This is a genomic window from Shewanella sp. GXUN23E (genome assembly GCF_050865035.1).
GTDB lineage: Bacteria > Pseudomonadota > Gammaproteobacteria > Enterobacterales > Shewanellaceae > Shewanella.
Genome location: NZ_JBOZWP010000018.1, coordinates 32,071 through 49,536, shown reverse-complemented (window position 1 = coordinate 49,536; position 17,466 = coordinate 32,071). Strand labels below are relative to the sequence as shown.

17 protein-coding genes are annotated in these 17,466 nt (G+C 55.2%); 13 read left to right on the top strand and 4 right to left on the bottom strand.

Going from position 1 to position 17,466, the window contains the following annotated elements; all coding sequences use genetic code 11:
• Window positions 1-5 precede the first annotated feature (5 nt).
• Together pcp and ACRRUX_RS15025 are read left to right on the top strand one after the other, a co-directional pair.
• On the top strand, window positions 6-644 hold the full coding sequence (gene pcp, locus ACRRUX_RS15030) for a pyroglutamyl-peptidase I (RefSeq protein ID WP_432531776.1): 639 nt from the start codon (window positions 6-8) through the stop codon (window positions 642-644).
• A gap of 317 nt (window positions 645-961) precedes the next feature.
• A complete protein-coding gene (locus tag ACRRUX_RS15025; protein WP_432531774.1) occupies window positions 962-3,103 on the top strand; it encodes a M3 family metallopeptidase in 2,142 nt (713 codons plus the stop codon).
• 101 nt (window positions 3,104-3,204) lie between these two features.
• Here the strand turns inward: ACRRUX_RS15025 and ACRRUX_RS15020 are convergent, their stop codons facing one another.
• Together ACRRUX_RS15020 and ACRRUX_RS15015 are read right to left on the bottom strand one after the other, a co-directional pair.
• Window positions 3,205-3,774: a hypothetical protein gene (locus ACRRUX_RS15020; protein WP_432531772.1), complete on the bottom strand. Its 570-nt coding sequence runs from the start codon at window positions 3,772-3,774 to the stop codon at window positions 3,205-3,207.
• On the bottom strand, window positions 3,771-4,178 hold the full coding sequence (locus ACRRUX_RS15015) for a hypothetical protein (RefSeq protein ID WP_432531770.1): 408 nt from the start codon (window positions 4,176-4,178) through the stop codon (window positions 3,771-3,773). Before ACRRUX_RS15015 ends, ACRRUX_RS15020 begins: the two co-directional genes overlap by 4 nt.
• A gap of 191 nt (window positions 4,179-4,369) precedes the next feature.
• On the opposite strand from ACRRUX_RS15015, the gene ACRRUX_RS15010 reads away from it, so the two are divergent.
• Entirely contained in the window at window positions 4,370-5,176 is an 807-nt protein-coding gene (locus tag ACRRUX_RS15010; protein ID WP_432531768.1) for a tetratricopeptide repeat protein, read from the top strand.
• A gap of 24 nt (window positions 5,177-5,200) precedes the next feature.
• On the opposite strand, the gene ACRRUX_RS15005 is transcribed toward ACRRUX_RS15010, so the two are convergent.
• Window positions 5,201-6,076, bottom strand: a complete 876-nt coding sequence (locus ACRRUX_RS15005; protein ID WP_432531766.1) for a DUF5694 domain-containing protein — start codon at window positions 6,074-6,076, stop codon at window positions 5,201-5,203.
• Between the two features lie 165 nt (window positions 6,077-6,241).
• On the opposite strand from ACRRUX_RS15005, the gene ACRRUX_RS15000 reads away from it, so the two are divergent.
• The 3 genes from ACRRUX_RS15000 (at window position 6,242) to ACRRUX_RS14990 (ending at window position 8,730) form a co-directional block, all read left to right on the top strand.
• Window positions 6,242-6,727, top strand: coding sequence for a glutathione peroxidase (locus tag ACRRUX_RS15000; RefSeq protein WP_432531764.1), 486 nt, complete (start codon window positions 6,242-6,244; stop codon window positions 6,725-6,727).
• Between the two features lie 150 nt (window positions 6,728-6,877).
• Window positions 6,878-7,759 (top strand): acyltransferase, encoded by an 882-nt coding sequence (locus tag ACRRUX_RS14995; RefSeq protein WP_432531762.1) that lies wholly within the window; start codon window positions 6,878-6,880, stop codon window positions 7,757-7,759.
• Between the two features lie 23 nt (window positions 7,760-7,782).
• Window positions 7,783-8,730: an acyltransferase gene (locus ACRRUX_RS14990; RefSeq protein ID WP_432531760.1), complete on the top strand. Its 948-nt coding sequence runs from the start codon at window positions 7,783-7,785 to the stop codon at window positions 8,728-8,730.
• 203 nt (window positions 8,731-8,933) lie between these two features.
• On the opposite strand, the gene ACRRUX_RS14985 is transcribed toward ACRRUX_RS14990, so the two are convergent.
• Window positions 8,934-9,404 carry a DUF523 domain-containing protein gene (locus ACRRUX_RS14985; protein WP_432531758.1) on the bottom strand — a complete coding sequence of 157 codons (471 nt, stop codon included), beginning with the start codon at window positions 9,402-9,404 and terminating at the stop codon, window positions 8,934-8,936.
• A 236-nt stretch (window positions 9,405-9,640) separates the two neighbouring features.
• On the opposite strand from ACRRUX_RS14985, the gene ACRRUX_RS14980 reads away from it, so the two are divergent.
• The 7 genes from ACRRUX_RS14980 (at window position 9,641) to ACRRUX_RS14950 (ending at window position 17,398) form a co-directional block, all read left to right on the top strand.
• A complete protein-coding gene (locus ACRRUX_RS14980; RefSeq protein WP_432531756.1) occupies window positions 9,641-10,357 on the top strand; it encodes a GntR family transcriptional regulator in 717 nt (238 codons plus the stop codon).
• 10 nt (window positions 10,358-10,367) lie between these two features.
• Window positions 10,368-11,240: a methylisocitrate lyase gene (gene prpB / locus ACRRUX_RS14975; protein ID WP_432531754.1), complete on the top strand. Its 873-nt coding sequence runs from the start codon at window positions 10,368-10,370 to the stop codon at window positions 11,238-11,240.
• 154 nt (window positions 11,241-11,394) lie between these two features.
• The gene (prpC, locus tag ACRRUX_RS14970; RefSeq protein WP_432531752.1) at window positions 11,395-12,522 is read left to right on the top strand and encodes a bifunctional 2-methylcitrate synthase/citrate synthase; all 1,128 of its coding nucleotides are present in this window, start codon (window positions 11,395-11,397) and stop codon (window positions 12,520-12,522) included.
• Window positions 12,523-12,645: 123 nt separating this feature from the next.
• Complete coding sequence (gene acnD / locus ACRRUX_RS14965; protein WP_432531750.1) at window positions 12,646-15,258, top strand: Fe/S-dependent 2-methylisocitrate dehydratase AcnD; 2,613 nt, start codon at window positions 12,646-12,648, stop codon at window positions 15,256-15,258.
• A gap of 56 nt (window positions 15,259-15,314) precedes the next feature.
• The gene (locus ACRRUX_RS14960) at window positions 15,315-15,485 is read left to right on the top strand and encodes a hypothetical protein (protein ID WP_432531748.1); all 171 of its coding nucleotides are present in this window, start codon (window positions 15,315-15,317) and stop codon (window positions 15,483-15,485) included.
• 39 nt (window positions 15,486-15,524) lie between these two features.
• The gene (gene prpF / locus ACRRUX_RS14955) at window positions 15,525-16,736 is read left to right on the top strand and encodes a 2-methylaconitate cis-trans isomerase PrpF (protein WP_432531746.1); all 1,212 of its coding nucleotides are present in this window, start codon (window positions 15,525-15,527) and stop codon (window positions 16,734-16,736) included.
• A 302-nt stretch (window positions 16,737-17,038) separates the two neighbouring features.
• Window positions 17,039-17,398, top strand: a complete 360-nt coding sequence (locus ACRRUX_RS14950) for a hypothetical protein (protein ID WP_432531744.1) — start codon at window positions 17,039-17,041, stop codon at window positions 17,396-17,398.
• The last annotated feature ends 68 nt before the right edge of the window (window positions 17,399-17,466 follow it).

Genomic DNA, 17,466 nt, shown 5'->3' with positions numbered 1-17,466 from the left:
GCAAGATGAAAAAGATACTGATCACCGGCTTTGAACCATTCGGCGGCGCCAGCATCAATCCGGCGCTGGAAGCAGTTAAACGCCTCGAAGGCCGCGCGCTGAATGGCGGCACCATAGTGACCTGTCAGGTGCCTGTGGTGCGCTTCAAAGCCATCGACGCCGTCATTCAGGCGATTGAAACCCACCAGCCTGACTATGTGATGACCATTGGCCAGGCCGCCGGTCGCGCCGGCATTACCCCGGAGCGCGTCGCCATCAATGTGGATGACTTCCGCATTCCCGACAACGACGGCATTCAGGTGATTGATGAGCCTGTTATAGAGGGTGGCCCGGATGCCTACTTCTCGACCCTGCCGATCAAAGCCATGACCAAGGCCATGCAGGATTCCGGCATTCCGGCGCAGGTATCCAACACCGCCGGCACCTTTGTGTGCAATCACCTGTTTTATGGCATTCAGCACTATCTGCGCCACAGCCATATCGGCCACGGCTTTGTGCACATTCCGCTGCTGCCGGAGCAGGCCACTGACGGCAACCAACCCGCCATGTCACTGGAGATGATCGCCGAAGGACTGGCGATTGCGGCGCAGGCCATCCTCGACAACCCGGTGGATATCAGCCGCGGCGCCGGCACTATCTGCTAAGCGACCAATACCTGTCCATCCCCAAGACCGCCATCGCGGTCTTTTTTATTATACGTTTGAAACTTCTGACCACATTTCAGCAATCCCTCAAGTAAATCAAATGATAAATTGAAATCAAGTTTTACCATTTTTGTTTAATTTCAACTTGTCTCATGCTAATGGATTGGACACAATCATGTTGCGTAACCCTATAACTCAAAGGGGAAGGACGTAAGGTAATACTCCCAGTGTCACCAATATCTTCCCTGATCCGGGTTGTTCGGGAACAGACCCGATGCCTTCGCAACACATAACGATAACAAATAGGAAATCCAAGCATGCATAAGAGCCTACTCGCCCTGGCTGTGGGAAGCGTTTTGCTTCTCGGTGGCTGCGCTCAGTACAATCAGGTTTCAGAAACTGCCAAACAGGCGCAAACCTTGACTGCCAATAACCCTTTTTATGCTCCAAGCCCGCTGCAATATCACGCTCCTGATTTTGCTGCGATCAAAAACGAACACTTTGAGCCTGCCCTGTTGCAGGGCATGGCCGAACAAAAAACCGAAGTACTGGCCATTGCCAACAACAGCGATGCCCCGACTTTTGCCAACACCATAGTGGCACTGGAAACCAGCGGTAAACTGCTGGGCCGCGCCTCGGCCGTGTTCTATAACCTGACCGGATCCAACTCCAACCCTGAGCTGCGTGCATTGCAGGGCAAGATGGCGCCACTGATGTCGGCCCACTCTGACGACATTAACCTCAATGCCAAGCTGTTCGAGCGGGTGGATTTTCTCTATGAAAACCGTCATGAGCTGGATCTGACTCCGGAAGAAGTCCGTCTGGTAGAGGTGTATCACCAGCGTATGGTACTGGCCGGTGCCAAGCTGACCGACGCTCAGAAAGAGCAAATCCGCAAGCTCAACAAAGAGCACTCTCAGCTGACCGACGAATTCCAGCAGCGCCTGCTGCGCCAGACCAATGAAATTGCCGTGGTAGTGAACTCCGCGACTGAGCTGGCCGGGCTGTCTGACAGCGCCATCCGCATGGCGGCAGAAGATGCCAAAGCCGCCGGGCACGAAGGCAAGTACCTGCTGACCATCACCAATACCACCCGTCAGCCGGTATTGTCGGTACTGGAAAACCGGGAGCTGCGTCAGAAGGTGTGGGAAGCCTCTGCCAATCGTGGTCTGAGCGGCGACAACGAAACCGCTTCGCTGGTTTCCCGTCTGGCGCAATTGCGTGCCGAACGTGCCGCGCTGCTGGGCTTTGACAACTGGGCCAGCTATCGCCTGGCACCACAAATGGCTCAGACCCCGGAAGCCGTTTACAAGCTGTTTGGTACCATGGTCCCCAAAGTGGTGGCCAACGCCAACAAGGAAGCCGCTGACATTCAGGCGATGATCAACAAAACCGGTGGCAATTTCGATCTTAAGCCATGGGACTGGGCCTTCTATGCCGAGAAAGTGCGCGCCGAAAAGTACGCGCTGGATGAAGAGATGCTCAAGCCTTACTTCGAGTTCGAGCGGGTACTCAAGGAAGGCGTGTTCTTCACCCTGGAAAAACTCTATGGCGTGACCTTAAAGCCACGTCCTGATCTGCCTGTGTACCACCCGGATGTAAAAGCCTACGAAATGTTTGATGCCGATGGCAGCAGCATGGCCATTTTCTATGCCGACTACTTTGCCCGTGAAGGCAAGCGTGGCGGCGCCTGGATGAGCTCATTCGTCGGCCAGTCAGGTCTGACCGGTGACAAGCCTGTGGTGGTCAACGTGATGAACATCAAGAAGGCGCCGGACGGCGAGCCGACCTTTGTCAGCTACGATGAAGTCACCACTATGTTCCACGAAATGGGCCATGGCACTCACGGTATGTTCTCCAAGGTGAAATACCCAAGTCTGGCAGGCACCTCAGTATCCCGTGACTTTGTGGAATTCCCATCCACCTTTGAAGAAGACTGGGCCGCCCATCCAGAAGTGCTGGCTAATTATGCCCGCCACTATGAAACCGGCGAGCCGCTGCCTAAAGATCTGCTGGATAAATTGTTGAAATCCCGCAGCTTCAATCAGGGCTTCGACACCCTGGAGTACATGTCTGCCGCGCTGGTGGATATGGAATGGCACTCCCTCAAGCCAGGAGCTCCCCTGCAGGACGTGGAAAGCTTTGAAGCCAAGGCGCTGGAGAAGCACGGCGTGAATATCGAGGCGATCCCGCCGCGCTATCGCTCTACCTACTTTGCCCACGCCTTCCCGGGTGGCTACAGCGCCAGTTACTACGCCTACATGTGGTCTGAAATTCTGGCAGCCGATGCCTTTGCCTATGTGCAGACTCAGGGCGGCCTGAACCGTGAAATCGGTATGAAGTTCCGCAAAACCATCCGCGAAGTGGGTAACAGCGTACCACCGATGGAAGCCTACAAAAACTTCCGCGGTCAGGAGCCGACCACTGACGGCTTGCTGGAGCGCCGTGGTTTGAAGTAAGCAAACCCGCAGTCACTTAAGCAAGGCAACAACGTTGCTTAAGCCGGAAAATGCAACAAGGTTGGCTCAGGCCAACCTTGTTTTTTATCACATCCGGCCAATTACCCGGCAGATTGACAAGGTCCCCCGCCGACCAACACATACTGCACGCCACTCCGCGGCCCGGTATCCGCCGTGGAGACCACAGGCTCAGCCGGCGCGATGGTTTGTGCAGCAAGATCCAGCTGACTGGTGTCCAGTTTGTAAACCTTGTCCACATAAGCCGAGAAAAACCAGAACGCAATCACCAGAATAATCAGGCCGATGACCTGCGAACTGATGCTGACACCGGCACTGCCAATTTTCAGCTCGTTAACCTGACCGCCATCGGCTTCATCACGTCTGAACTGCAAGTAGCTGAGCCACAAACCAAAGATCACCATCAGCAAGACCACAGCGCTGATTGCCATGGTTTGCATCGCCTGAAATTGCAGCGCCTCCAGCGCATTTTGATTAAGTGCCTGTTTGAGCGCCAAATCGGCTTTCAGCGAAGCCAGCTCCAACTCAAGCTTGGCGGTCTCAGTGGCCATACAGGTCTGATACCAGCTTTCCTGCAACTGACTGGCCGCAACATCCGCCCGGACTGCACCGGACAACAGCAGCAATAGCACCGCAGCAATCAACCTCATCATGGATTGCTCTCCCCGCCGCAGATCTTGCCGCACTGCAGCTGACACAGAGCATCAAGATTCACCGTCGTGCCAGCCCTGGGGCGAAACCCGGTGGCAATCACGATATCCCGGCAAGCCGGGCAGCCATTAAAGAATTGCTCAAACTGCCCCTGCAGCTCAGGGGTCACCAAATCCCCCGCCAGCGCTTGCAATAGCTTGCCATTATCCATTTGTTGCAGCTGCTGTTTATCCAGCACTAACTCAGGCACCAGCAATTTGCCCTGCTCTATCTGCAGCATGATCTCCTGCAGGTTTTTAAGCTGTTGCACGGAAGGTAAATCCCGCTGCATATCCCTTGGCATATCAACCGCTATTGCCGCACTGCTGAAGATCACACCCCATCCCAGACCCATCAATTTATTCATCAGGCTTCCTCCGTTTGAAGAGTCAGCATAAAAAATCCCGGTGACCATGCTCAATCGCCCAAAAGCACGGGTTTAGTACATCAGGCAAATACAAAACTGGATGCAGTGACGCATTTTCGCCAACCATCCAGTGATAAAATCATTACAAACAATTAGTTAGAACCATCTAATACAGAGTAACCGCAACTGCTATGAAAAGAACATTAACCACCCTTGCGGCCCTGTGTCTGTCAGCGGCCGCCTCTGCAGCTTCGCTGCAGGACTCCATGAACCTTATCGAACAAGGCCAGTACCAACAGGCCGCCCAGTCGTTGCAGACGCTGGCGGAACAAGGAAATGCCGAAGCCCAGTATCAACTGGGTGTCATGTATGCCCGCAGCCGTGGCGTATCACTGGATAACCAGCAAGCGGCACAGTGGTTTACCAAAGCTGCCGAGCAGGGCCATGCCCAGGCTCAGTATGATCTGGCCATCAGCTACACACTCGGACGGGGCGTGGAGCAAAATCAGAGCGAAGCGGTAAAATGGTTTGAAAAGGCTGCCAAACAGGATCAACCCGGTGCACAGTTCCGCCTGGGTAATATGTATGAAAACGGCATCAACCTGGCACAGGATGATGCTCAGGCACTGGCATTTTATGAAAAGGCGGCCAAACAGGGTCATGCTGAAGCTCAGCTGAACCTGGGTATGATGCTGACCAACGGCAAGGGCACAGACGTTAACCATGAGCAGGCAGTCAACTGGTTCCAGAAGGCTGCAGAACAAGGTAATGCCATGGCACAGAACAATCTGGCCATCATGTATGCCCTGGGTAAAGGCATCGCCAAGGATGAAAAACTGGCTTACATGTGGGCCAACCTGTCCTTCTACAACGGTGGCGCCGGTGATGAGATCGTCGAGATCCTCAATCACACCATGAAATTCGGTGACATTCGCGATGCCCAGAAGATGGCGGAAGATTGTCTAAAGAAAAACTATCGCGGCTGCGGTCAGAGCTAAGCAGCGTCGTCCTGCCTCCCCTTTTCAGGGGGTCACATAGTCCGCCAGCTCGACCCATTCCACATTGGGGCTCTGGCGGGCAAGCTGCCTCAGCCAATAGCTGTGGCCGGAACCGAAGATCACCACCACATTGTCACCGGGTTTGGCCTGGTGCATCAATTTGCTGAAAATCTTGGCATTGCGCAGATACCACATGGCATTCAGATCTGCACCGGCCTGCTCTTCGTTGTCACCGATCAACAGAAATTGCATGTATGGCTGATGCTGGATGTCGATCATGTCAGCCTGGTTAAGCCACAACAGCAATCCGGCGATCGAATCCTGTGCCTGACGACGCTCAAATTCGCGGATAAATGCCTGGGTGGTGGCCGCCGCGTTATCCAGCAGATACCGCTGGGCATTCTGGGCCGCTGCGGCCTGCAGCTCACCGTAAGGAAAATAATCGGGTTCATTCTCCTGTGGCTGTTCATCAATGCCATATACCACCGACAACCCGGCGGCCAGCGCCAGACGGTATCCCAGCTGGGCAGTTTCGCTGGTAAAACGGGGATCCGTCAGTTGCCCGGCAGTGAATCCTTCGTATTGTGGCAAACTCAGATCCGGACGCTCCGACAGTCGCTCGACCGCCACCATGGTAGGATGGTAAGCCAGCAACTGCTCCACCATTTGTTGCAGCTGAGCCTGTCTTGCCGGTGACTGCATGTCGTCCGCGCGGGTATTGTGTACATCCTGTCCCGGATTGCTGAAGTGATGACTGCCAATGATCATCACCCTGATCTTTGATTCATCCGTTTTTGACTCAGCGACATTGACCAGATGCGTCCATGCCAGCAGCAGAGTGGGTGCCAGCACCGCCAGCAGCAATACCCAGATAAACCAGCCTTTCCCCTTAGTTTCCATAGTCGACTCCCGCTTGTGCCAATATCAGCAAGCTACTCCCGGCAGCGCCGGGCGACAATCGCCCGAACAGCCAATACCAACCGGCGCAGACTCAGGCTGATCCAATGCCACGCAATTCGGGTATATTGGCAATATCCCAATTGTCTGAACACGCAGGAAAATCTCATGAGTGCTATTTACGATTTCAATGTCACCACGATTTCAGGTGACCCCCGAAGCCTCGGAGAATATCGGGGGAAAGTGATGCTTATCGTCAACACCGCCAGTAAATGCGGATTAACTCCCCAGTTCCGGGGCCTGGAAGATCTGTATCAACAATACAAAGAGCAGGGCCTGGTCATACTGGGTTTCCCCTGCAACCAGTTTGCCAATCAGGACCCCGGCAGCGAGTCTGATATCGCTCAATTTTGTCAGCTCAATTATGGCGTCAGCTTTCCCATGTTCGCCAAAATTGAGGTCAATGGTGAAAATGCCCATCCTCTGTATCAATACCTCAAACAGGCCGCGCCAGGGCTGATGGGGTCTAAATCTATCAAGTGGAATTTCACCAAATTCCTGATAGGCCCGGATGGGCAGCAAATAAAACGGTATGCCCCGACAGAGACCCCGGACAAGCTCACCGGAGCGATTGAGGCATTGTTGCCAGGATAACAGTCAAAATTTTTATTTTGCCACTTTCATCCGGATTGCCCGCCGAATGCCGGTTATCTGCTGGTCGGCCCAGCCAAAGCCGCTTGGGTAATTGAGCAAACGCCTTCCTGCAAGTAACATAGTGCTCCCAATTTTGTCAGGAGATACCGGATGACGAGGCTGTTGTCTCAGCTCAGGGGGAGCGTGGTTTTTTTAGGATATGTTTTCAACACGCTGTTCTGGGCCACCCCGCTGTTAATGGTAAGCGTGCTGAAACTCTTGCCGATCCCGGCGCTGCGCCGTCTGTGCAGCCGGATACTGGATGCGCTCGCCAGCGGCTGGATCAGCTGCAACAGCTTTATGGAAAAGCACTTCCATCCGGTCAAACTGACGATCACCGGTGACGTTCAGCTGAGCAAAGATCAGTGGTACATGGTGATCGCCAACCACCAGTCCTGGGTCGACATCCTGATCCTGCAGCGGATCTTTAACGGCAAGATCCCGTTTCTGAAGTTCTTCCTCAAGCAGGAACTCATCTATGTGCCGGTACTGGGCCTGGCCTGGTGGGCGCTGGATTTTCCCTTTATGCGGCGCTACTCCACGGGCCAGCTGAAAAAAAATCCCAAATTGAAAGGCAAGGATATTGAGATTACCCGCAAGGCCTGCGCCAAGTTCAAGCATCAGCCGGTGAGCGTGATGAACTTCGTTGAAGGCACCCGCTTTCAACCGGTGAAACACCGCAAACAGGGTTCCCCCTTCCAGCATCTGCTGCGGCCCAAGGCCGGTGGAATGGCATTTGCTTTGTCGGCCATGGAAGAAATCGATAAACTGCTGGATGTGACCATTTGTTACACCCAGGGAGTACCCAGTTTTTGGGATTACATCAGTGGCAATGGTGGCGACATTCGTGTGCATATTGAATTGCGTGAAATAGGTGCCAGCATGCGGGGCGACTATCAAAACGACAAGGCCTTCAAAAAGCAATTCCAGGAACAGCTGAATCATATTTGGCAGCACAAGGACGAAGTGCTCGGCCAGCTTCAGGCAGGCTGATACTGAGCGAGGTTAGAATTACTATGCTGAACTTTTTACCGGGACCGATTCTATTTGCACTCAGCAGTATTCTGCTGGTCATCAATACAGTGCTGTGGGGCGGGCTGATTTCCATTGGCGGCATTCTCAAACTGTTCGTGCCCTGGCACACCGGACGGCTGGCGCTGTCCCGCCTGATGAATCGCTGCCTGTGGGCCTGGGCGACCGGCAATGGTGGCATTCTTAAACTGATCGCCAGAATTGAATGGGATGTGCAGGGACTGGATAATCTGGATAGCAATGCCTGGTATCTGGTGATCAGCAACCACCTCAGCGGTTTTGATATTGCGGCGCAAACCTATGTGCTGCGCAATCACATTCCCATGCTCAAGTTTTTCCTCAAGAAAGAGCTGCTGTATGTGCCAATTTTGGGACTGGGCTGCTGGGCACTGGATATGCCCTTTATGAACCGCACCAGCGCTGCCAAACTCAAGAAGAACCCGAAACTCAAGGGAAAAGATCTCGAAGCGACCCGCGAGGCCTGCGAGAAATTCCGCGACATCCCCACCAGTATCATGAACTATGTGGAAGGCAGCCGCTTCACCGAGGACAAGCGCCGCCGCCAGAAGTCGCCATATCGCTACCTGCTCAAACCCAAAGCCGGTGGCATCGCCTTTGCGCTGTCCGCCATGGGGCCGCAGTTTACCAATCTGCTGAACGTCACTGTGGTGTATCCCGATGCCCCCAAAGATATTCTGGCAGGTGCCATGCAGGGCAAAGTAGGCAGGGTCGTTGTGCGGGTTGACGCCATGCCGGTACCCGAAGTGGATGCTGAACAATACTTCAGTAACGCCGAATACCGCGCCAGCTTCCAGCGCTGGCTTAACGGCGTCTGGCGTGACAAAGATGAACAGATCCATCAGTTGCTGCTGGAATATGGTGCCAACACTGACAGCTATCCCAGACTGGCAGAGCAAACACCAAGCCATTAAGCCATTGATACGGCGCAATCCGGATAACCGGGTTGAGCGCCTGAGTTCTCGTCAAAATGCATTGCCTGCAGCCATTGTGCGACAGGCAATGCGGTCCTCCCCCGGTGTCACAGTCTAAGCAACTTAATCTGAGCCCGGCTCCCGATACCGAACACGTCTTGTCGCCTTCAGAATCAGTAGCACTCAGGTTAGTGGTACTTAGGTTAGTGGCACTCGGCGTCCAGCTGTTCCAGATACAGCTGCGCTTCATCCAACTCCAGCTCACTGAACACCCGAATCCCGGCTTGCTTCAACGCTGCCGCGGTTAATCCATCTCCGTCTGTCAGGGTGCGACTGAAGCTGCCATCATAAATCCGCATGCTGCCACAGGAAGGACTGCGGGCTTTGAGGATGGCCATTTTCACCCCCTCTGCCTGAGCAACTGCCAAAGCCAGATTGGCGCCAAGGTGAAACTGGGCCGTCACATCCTGCCCATCACAGGTGATCACCTGCCCGCCGCGCTGCTCCGCAGGTGCCCTGGGGGTCGGCAGTCCACCACTGACCTCAGGACAGATAACACACAGTCGTCCCTGTGCCTGCCACTTGGCAATACAGGATTCGGTCAGGCGATTGTCTCCGCCGTCATAACGCACTTGATTGCCAAGCAGACAACTGCTGATCAGTATTTTTTCCATCTGCGCCACGCTCTCCTAACTGGACTGACTTCATACAGGACACAGCATAACCTGATTTTCCTACCGAACTATTGTCAACAATGCAATTTATCGAAAGTCGAATAAACATGATTCAACCCATTATTTTCAACGGTTTATATGTGATTAATAGGTAAAACAGTTACCAACAGGTTAATTCATTGTTGACAACGAATGCGTCCAGGGCTAATTTTTAGCCACCACTTCAGGGGGATGCTATGGATTCAGGCGTGATACCAAAAGAGCAGATGATGCAGGCTAAGCCCGGTCGACTGGTTGATCAGGTGCTGGCCGAATTGCAAACCGGCATCATCAAAGGTGACATCCCCCCCGGCAGTAAAATCAACGAGCAGGATATCGCCGAGCGCTTCGGCATCAGCCGCGGCCCGGCGCGGGAAGCCCTGCTGGCGCTGGAGCGTCAGCGACTGGTGGTACGCGCCCCCCATATCGGCGCCCGGGTGGCCCGCCTCACCGTCGCAGAGCTTAATGAACTGTATCAGCTGCGCAGCGTGCTCGAAGCTATGGCCTGTGAACTGGCCGCCAAACACATCAGTAATGCGCAGCTGGCTAAACTCAGAGAGCTGATTGACCACCAGCAGGCAGCACTCGCCAGCGACGACCCCTATTTTCAACAGCAGGGGGATGTGGATTTTCACTACCAGATTATTCAGGCCAGCGGCAACCGCCACCTGCAGGAAACCCTGATGGGCGGCCTGTATCACCTGCTGCGTATGTACCGTTTTCAAACCTCCAGCCGCAAACGCCCGACAGAAGCCATCGCCGAGCACAGGGCCATAGTCGAAGCCATCGCTCAGGGTGATGGCGAGTTGGCCGCCCTGTTGATGCGCCGCCATATCGAGCGCGGCCGCATCAGTACCGAACACAAACTCAAAGCCATGCAACAGGCCGACGGCCTGTCGTCACTCAATGAATAAGGAACACACAATGAGCGCAGGATTACGATTCCGCCAGGCACTGGCCAACGCCAAACCACTGCAGATTATTGGCACCATGAATGCTTACTTCGCCAAAATGGCCGAGCAAACCGGTGCTCAGGCGCTGTATCTGTCCGGTGCCGGTGTCGCCAACGCCTCCTACGGATTGCCGGATCTGGGCATGACCTCAATGAATGATGTGCTGATCGACGCCGGACGTATCACCTCAGCCACCCATGTACCGCTGCTGGTGGATATCGACACCGGCTGGGGCGGCGCCTTCAATATCGCCCGCACCATCAAAGAGTTTGAGAAAGCCGGAGTGGCAGCCGTGCACATGGAAGATCAGGTGGCGCAGAAGCGCTGTGGTCACAGACCAAATAAAGCCGTGGTCAGCACTGAGGAGATGGTGGATCGCATCAAGGCTGCCGTCGATGCCCGCACCGACGATAACTTCGTGATTATGGCCCGCACCGATGCGGTGGCCGTGGAAGGACTGGAAGCCGGTATCGCGCGCGCTCAGGCCTATCTGGAAGCCGGTGCCGATATGATTTTCGCCGAAGCCCTGACTGAGCTTAATCAGTACACCCGTTTTCGCGAAGCGGTCAAAGCGCCCATTCTGGCCAACATGACTGAGTTTGGTCAGACCGAACTGTTCTCCACCACTCAACTGGCCGATGCCGGCGCCGACATGGTGCTGTATCCGCTGAGCACCTTCCGCGCCGCCAACAAGGCCGCCCTGGAAGTGATGCAGGCGCTGCTTAAAGACGGCCACCAGCGCGCCGTGGTGGACAAGATGCAAACCCGCACTGAGCTGTATCAGTTCCTGGGATATCACGATTTTGAAGCCAAGCTGGATCAGTTATTCAGCGAAAGCAAATAAGCCGGTGACAGCAACTTAAAACACAGAGTCGGCGCCATCCTCCGGGGATGACAGCCGGCCACAGCAGCAGGGGCAAGAAGCCCGATGTCGTTGCTGACATTGTTTTGGCACATACCAAAGCGACATAAGAACGAACGCAAAGAGGGAAACAGCAATGGTCGACAAGAAATTAGGTGGTGCAGGTCTGCGTGGTCAGTCTGCCGGTGAAACCGCACTGAGTACCGTGGGTAAATCAGGTTCAGGCCTGACCTATCGTGGTTATGACATCAAGGATCTGGCGGCCAACACCCGCTTTGAGGAAGTCGCTTATTTGATCCTCTACGGTGAACTGCCAACTCAGGCTCAGCTGGATGCTTATCGTCAGAAGCTCAAAGGCCTGCGTAGCCTGCCTCAGGCGCTGAAAGATGTGCTGGAGCGCATCCCCGCCGACTCACACCCCATGGATGTGATGCGTACCGGATGCTCCATGCTGGGCAACCTGGAAACCGAGCAGGACTTCAGCGAGCAGAGCAAAGTGGCCGACCGTTTGCTGGCCGCCTTCCCGTCCATCATCTGTTACTGGTATCGCTTCAGCCATGATGGCGTGCGCATTGAAACCGAAACCGATGACGACGAAATTGGCGCCCACTTCCTGCACCTGCTGCACGGCAAGAAGCCATCCCAGTTGCATGCCGATGTGATGAGCGCCTCCCTCATCCTCTATGCCGAGCATGAGTTCAATGCCTCGACCTTTACTGCCCGCGTGTGCGCCTCCACCCTGTCGGATATGCATTCCTGCATTACCGGTGCCATTGGCTCGCTGCGCGGCCCGCTGCACGGCGGCGCCAACGAAGCGGCCATGGAGCTCATTCAGGACATGAAGGATGCCGCCGACGCTAAAGCCACCCTCAAAGGCATGCTGGAGCGTAAAGAGAAGATCATGGGCTTTGGTCATGCCATCTACCGCGAGTCAGATCCGCGCAATGCCATCATTAAAGAGTGGTCTGCCAAACTGGCCGATAAATATGGTGATAGCCGCCTGTACGATGTGTCAGTTGCCTGCGAAGAGCTGATGTGGGATGAGAAGAAACTGTTCTGTAACGCCGACTTCTTCCACGCCAGCGCGTACCACTTCATGGGCATACCCACCAAGCTGTTTACCCCTATTTTCGTATGTTCGCGCCTGACCGGCTGGGCCGCTCACGTGATGGAACAGCGCAGCAATAACCGCATTATTCGCCCAAGCGCCGACTATGTGGGGGTAGAGCCAAGGGTCGTAACGCCAATCGCCCAGCGTGGTTAATGACCCAACGCGGTGACTGTCATCCAATCAAAACGACAGTTAACCGCGCCATTTTGATGGCAGGCGCGGCTTCCCAACGGCCTGAGCGCCTGCCCTTTTCGATCCTGATGTGTGGATGATGCTATGACGACTCCTGTAAACACCCTGTATCGCAAGCCCCTGCCGGGCACAGATCTCAGCTATTTCGACACCCGCGAGGCGGTGGATGCCATCAGCCCCGGCGCCTATGACAAACTGCCCTACACCTCCCGGGTGCTGGCCGAAAACCTGGTGCGTCGCTGCGACCCAAACACGCTTACCGATTCCCTGAAACAGATCATAGATCGCAAGCGCGATCTGGACTTCCCCTGGTTCCCCGCCCGTGTGGTGTGCCACGACATTCTCGGCCAAACTGCATTGGTGGACTTAGCCGGTCTGCGTGATGCCATCGCCGACAAAGGCGGCGATCCGGCCAAGGTCAACCCTGTGGTGCCAACCCAACTGATTGTGGATCACTCGCTGGCGGTGGAACATGCCGGCTTTGAGCAAGATGCTTTCGAGAAAAACCGCGCCATCGAAGACAGACGCAACGATGACAGATTCCACTTTATCAACTGGACCAAGACTGCCTTCCGTAATGTGGATGTGATCCCGCCGGGCAACGGCATCATGCACCAGATCAATCTGGAGAAGATGTCACCGGTTATTCAGGTGCGTGACGGTATCGCCTTCCCCGACACCTGTGTTGGCACCGACAGCCACACCCCCCATGTGGATGCACTGGGCGTGATTGCCATCGGTGTAGGTGGCCTCGAAGCCGAAAGCGTGATGCTGGGCCGCGCCTCCTGGATGCGTCTGCCGGATATCGTCGGCGTGGAGCTGACAGGTAAACCACAGCCCGGCATTACCGCCACAGATATCGTGCTGGCACTGACCGAGTTTTTGCGTAAAGAGCGGGTGGTGGGCGCCTATCTGGAGTTCTTCGGTGAAGGCGCTGCTGCGCTCACCCTGGGCGATCGCGCCACCATCTCCAACATGACCCCGGAATATGGCGCCACGGCGGCCATGTTCTATATCGACAAGGCCACCATTGATTACCTTAAGCTCACCGGCCGTGACGACAAGCAAGTGGCTTTGGTCGAGCAGTACGCCAGACAGACAGGACTGTGGGCCGATACCCTGCAGAACGCCGAGTACGAGCGCGTGCTTGAGTTTGATCTGTCCAGCGTGGTGCGCAATGTGGCCGGGCCGTCCAACCCGCACGCCCGGGTCGCCACCAGCACCCTGGCAGAAAAAGGCATCGCCAAACCCTTTACCGAGACCCAGGGCGAAATGCCCGACGGCGCGGTAATCATCGCCGCCATCACCAGCTGCACCAACACCAGTAACCCGCGCAACGTGATTGCCGCAGGCCTGTTGGCCCGCAACGCGGTGCAAAAAGGTCTGGTGCGCAAGCCCTGGGTAAAAACCTCATTGGCCCCCGGCTCCAAAGCGGTAGAACTGTATCTTAAAGAAGCCGGTCTGCTGTCTCATCTGGAGGCGCTGGGCTTTGGCATTGTCGCCTTTGCCTGCACCACCTGTAACGGCATGAGCGGTGCATTGGATCCCAGGATCCAGCAGGAAGTGATCGATCGGGATCTGTATGCCACCGCCGTACTATCCGGCAACCGCAACTTCGATGGCCGTATCCATCCCTATGCCAAGCAGGCGTTTCTGGCATCACCGCCATTGGTAGTGGCCTACGCCATTGCCGGCAGCGTGCGCTTTGATATCGAAAAAGATGTGCTGGGCACAGACGCCAATGGCAAGCCGGTGACCCTCAAGGATCTCTGGCCATCGGATGAAGAGATCGATGCAGTCATTAAAGAATGCGTTAAGCCTGAGCAGTTCCGCAAAGTGTACGAGCCCATGTTCGATTTGAGTGTCGACTATGGTGAGCACAATGACCCCCTGTATCAGTGGCGCCCACAGAGCACCTATATCCGCCGTCCGCCCTACTGGGAAGGTGCGCTGGCGGGTGAACGGTCGCTCAAAGGCATGCGGCCGCTGGCGGTGCTGGGTGACAATATCACCACAGATCACCTGTCACCTTCCAACGCGATTCTGGCCAGCTCCGCCGCCGGTGAATATCTGGCAAAGATGGGTCTGCCGGAAGAGGACTTTAACTCTTACGCCACCCACAGGGGCGATCACCTGACCGCCCAGCGCGCCACTTTTGCCAACCCCAAGCTGTTTAATGAAATGGTGCTCAAAGATGGCCCGGATGGCGCTAAACAAGTAAAGCAGGGCTCACTGGCGCGTATCGAGCCGGAAGGCAAGGTGACCCGTATGTGGGAAGCCATTGAAACCTATATGGAAAGAAAGCAGCCGCTGTGCATTATCGCCGGCGCCGACTATGGTCAGGGCTCCAGCCGTGACTGGGCCGCAAAGGGTGTGCGTCTGGCCGGTGTCGAAGCCATTGTTGCTGAAGGTTTTGAGCGTATTCACCGCACCAACCTGATTGGCATGGGTGTGCTGCCACTGGAGTTTTTGCCGGGCACCACCCGCAAGACATTGGGTATCGATGGCACTGAAACCTTCGATGTCATCGGCGAGCGCATGCCGGGTGCGACCCTCACCTTGCTGGTGAACAAGACTGATGGTCAAACTCTGGAGGTGCCGGTGAAGTGTCGCCTCGATACCGCCGAAGAAGTCTCGATTTATGAGGCCGGCGGCGTGCTGCAGCGCTTTGCCCAAGACTTTTTGGCCAACTCGTAACTGGATATCAGGGGAGAGGTTAACACTCCCCTGCTTCCATTTTCAGGTATGACAGAATGAAACGACTGCACAGGTTTTTGCTGTTAAGCGCGCTGCTGATTACTGCTTTGGTGTGCTACCTGTTTGGTCAACTAAGTGGCGCATTGGGATTTTTAGTTCTGGGCATTGGAATGGAAATCCTGTTTTGGATGCAACTCTTTACCGGTAACAAGCCTGAGCGCAAATAGCGTGGGCGGTGCGGTTAAGCAAGACGAAAGGAAAGAACCATGACCTTTAAACCTCAGATTAAAATTCCCGCCACCTATATGCGTGGCGGCACCAGTAAAGGCGTATTCTTCCGCCTTGAAGATCTACCGCAGGTAGCCCAAGTGCCCGGCGAAGCGCGCGATGCGCTGTTGATGCGGGTCATTGGCAGCCCGGATCCTTATGGCAAACATACAGACGGCATGGGCGGCGCCACCTCCAGCACCAGCAAGTGCGTCATCATGAGCAAGAGCCAGGTGCCGGATCATGATGTCGATTACCTCTATGGTCAGGTGGCGATAGATTCGGCCTTCGTCGACTGGAGCGGCAACTGCGGTAACCTGTCCACCGCAGCGGGCGCCTTTGCCATTCACGCCGGCTTGATAGACCCAAGCCGGGTGCCACATAACGGCATCTGCGAAGTACGCATCTGGCAGGCCAATATCCATAAAACCATTATCACCAGAGTGCCGGTCACCAACGGCGAAGTGCAGGAAACCGGTGATTTTGAGCTCGATGGCGTGACTTTCCCCGCCGCCGAAATCGTGCTGGAGTTTATCGATCCTGCCGATGGCGAAGGGGCGATTTTCCCAACCGGCAATCTGGTTGATAAGCTGGAAGTACCGGAGGAGTTAGTCGCCGGCGGCGTGCTTGAGGCCACCTTAATCAATTCAGGGATCCCCACCATCTTCGTCAATGCGGCCGATATCGGTTACAGCGGCACTGAGCTACAGGATGCCATTAATGGTGATGCTGCGGCCCTTGCGCGCTTTGAAGCGCTGCGGGCCATTGGCGCCATGAAGATGGGCTTAATTAACTCGCTGGAAGAAGCCAAAACCCGCCAGCACACGCCGAAAATCGCCTTTGTGGCGCAGGCCAAAGACTATGTCTCCTCAGCCGGTAAGCAGATTGAAGCCAAAGATGTAGACTTGCTGGTTCGCGCCCTGTCCATGGGCAAGTTGCACCACGCCATGATGGGCACCTGCGCCGTGGCCATAGGCACAGCAGCGGCCATTCCGGGCACTTTGGTGAACCTGGCGGCCGCTGGAGGCAAGAGTGGCGACGAGTGTCAGGCCTCTGCGTTAAAAGCAGTAAACTTCGGCCATCCGTCGGGCACCCTGAGAGTCGGCGCCGAAGCCAAACTGGTGGATGGCCAGTGGCAGGTCACCAAGGCGATTATGAGCCGCAGCGCCCGCATTCTGATGGAAGGCGCAGTGCGCACTCCTCAGGCATAACAGTCACAGCGCCCCAACAGGGGCGCTTTTTATTGCTCTGCATCTTCGCGTCACCCTATTCGCCTGTCCCATGCTGCGTCTGCATGGCAGTTCAACCAAACTGAGCTTGAGTAGCTGTGCTCACTGCCCGCAAGGCTTTCACTCATTATCAATGGGTTATGCTCCTTCTGCTTGCCAATAACCAGTCGAACGACTGACACATCCATGCAACATTCCCAATACCAACATGGTAATATTGCGCCCGGAAAATCAGGGATGACTCAACAAAATGATTGAGTAAAAACAAAGGAATGGGCACACAATTGAAATCAGCTAAACACATTATTCTTGCTGTTTTGGTATCCGGAGTCCTGACAGGCTGCGCCAGCAATATCGCGCCAGAAACGGCCGAGCATCATGCCAGTCGACTCTGGATCCCCATCGGCCACATCATGGATTGGAGCCCCCTTTTCCCTCAGGAGAATGTCAGCTTTACCGTCAGTTATTCGATAACAACGGAGGGTGAAATCGCTGAATTGAAGGTATATAACATAGTGCCAAGCGCTGAATACGACCCCATTGCGTTTGAGCAGCTAAACCAGATCAAGTTTGTCGCCACGGCAGAAAACGTGGAAAAGCAGCCGGTATCAATTACCACGCAAATCGAACTGGGCACTCTCTGATAAACCGCCGGAATGCAGACGCAAAAAAGCCACCCTCAGGTGGCTTTTTCATCACAGGCAATTGCCTG

Excerpts from the sequence above, each read along its gene's own strand:
- pcp (WP_432531776.1), top strand. The coding sequence starts at position 6 with ATGAAAAAGATACTGATCACCGGCTTTGAACCATTCGGCGGCGCCAGC.
- ACRRUX_RS15025 (WP_432531774.1), top strand. The coding sequence starts at position 962 with ATGCATAAGAGCCTACTCGCCCTGGCTGTGGGAAGCGTTTTGCTTCTC.
- ACRRUX_RS15020 (WP_432531772.1), bottom strand. The coding sequence starts at position 3,774 with ATGATGAGGTTGATTGCTGCGGTGCTATTGCTGCTGTTGTCCGGTGCA.
- ACRRUX_RS15015 (WP_432531770.1), bottom strand. The coding sequence starts at position 4,178 with ATGAATAAATTGATGGGTCTGGGATGGGGTGTGATCTTCAGCAGTGCG.
- ACRRUX_RS15010 (WP_432531768.1), top strand. The coding sequence starts at position 4,370 with ATGAAAAGAACATTAACCACCCTTGCGGCCCTGTGTCTGTCAGCGGCC.
- ACRRUX_RS15005 (WP_432531766.1), bottom strand. The coding sequence starts at position 6,076 with ATGGAAACTAAGGGGAAAGGCTGGTTTATCTGGGTATTGCTGCTGGCG.
- ACRRUX_RS15000 (WP_432531764.1), top strand. The coding sequence starts at position 6,242 with ATGAGTGCTATTTACGATTTCAATGTCACCACGATTTCAGGTGACCCC.
- ACRRUX_RS14995 (WP_432531762.1), top strand. The coding sequence starts at position 6,878 with ATGACGAGGCTGTTGTCTCAGCTCAGGGGGAGCGTGGTTTTTTTAGGA.
- ACRRUX_RS14990 (WP_432531760.1), top strand. The coding sequence starts at position 7,783 with ATGCTGAACTTTTTACCGGGACCGATTCTATTTGCACTCAGCAGTATT.
- ACRRUX_RS14985 (WP_432531758.1), bottom strand. The coding sequence starts at position 9,404 with ATGGAAAAAATACTGATCAGCAGTTGTCTGCTTGGCAATCAAGTGCGT.
- ACRRUX_RS14980 (WP_432531756.1), top strand. The coding sequence starts at position 9,641 with ATGGATTCAGGCGTGATACCAAAAGAGCAGATGATGCAGGCTAAGCCC.
- prpB (WP_432531754.1), top strand. The coding sequence starts at position 10,368 with ATGAGCGCAGGATTACGATTCCGCCAGGCACTGGCCAACGCCAAACCA.
- prpC (WP_432531752.1), top strand. The coding sequence starts at position 11,395 with ATGGTCGACAAGAAATTAGGTGGTGCAGGTCTGCGTGGTCAGTCTGCC.
- acnD (WP_432531750.1), top strand. The coding sequence starts at position 12,646 with ATGACGACTCCTGTAAACACCCTGTATCGCAAGCCCCTGCCGGGCACA.
- ACRRUX_RS14960 (WP_432531748.1), top strand. The coding sequence starts at position 15,315 with ATGAAACGACTGCACAGGTTTTTGCTGTTAAGCGCGCTGCTGATTACT.
- prpF (WP_432531746.1), top strand. The coding sequence starts at position 15,525 with ATGACCTTTAAACCTCAGATTAAAATTCCCGCCACCTATATGCGTGGC.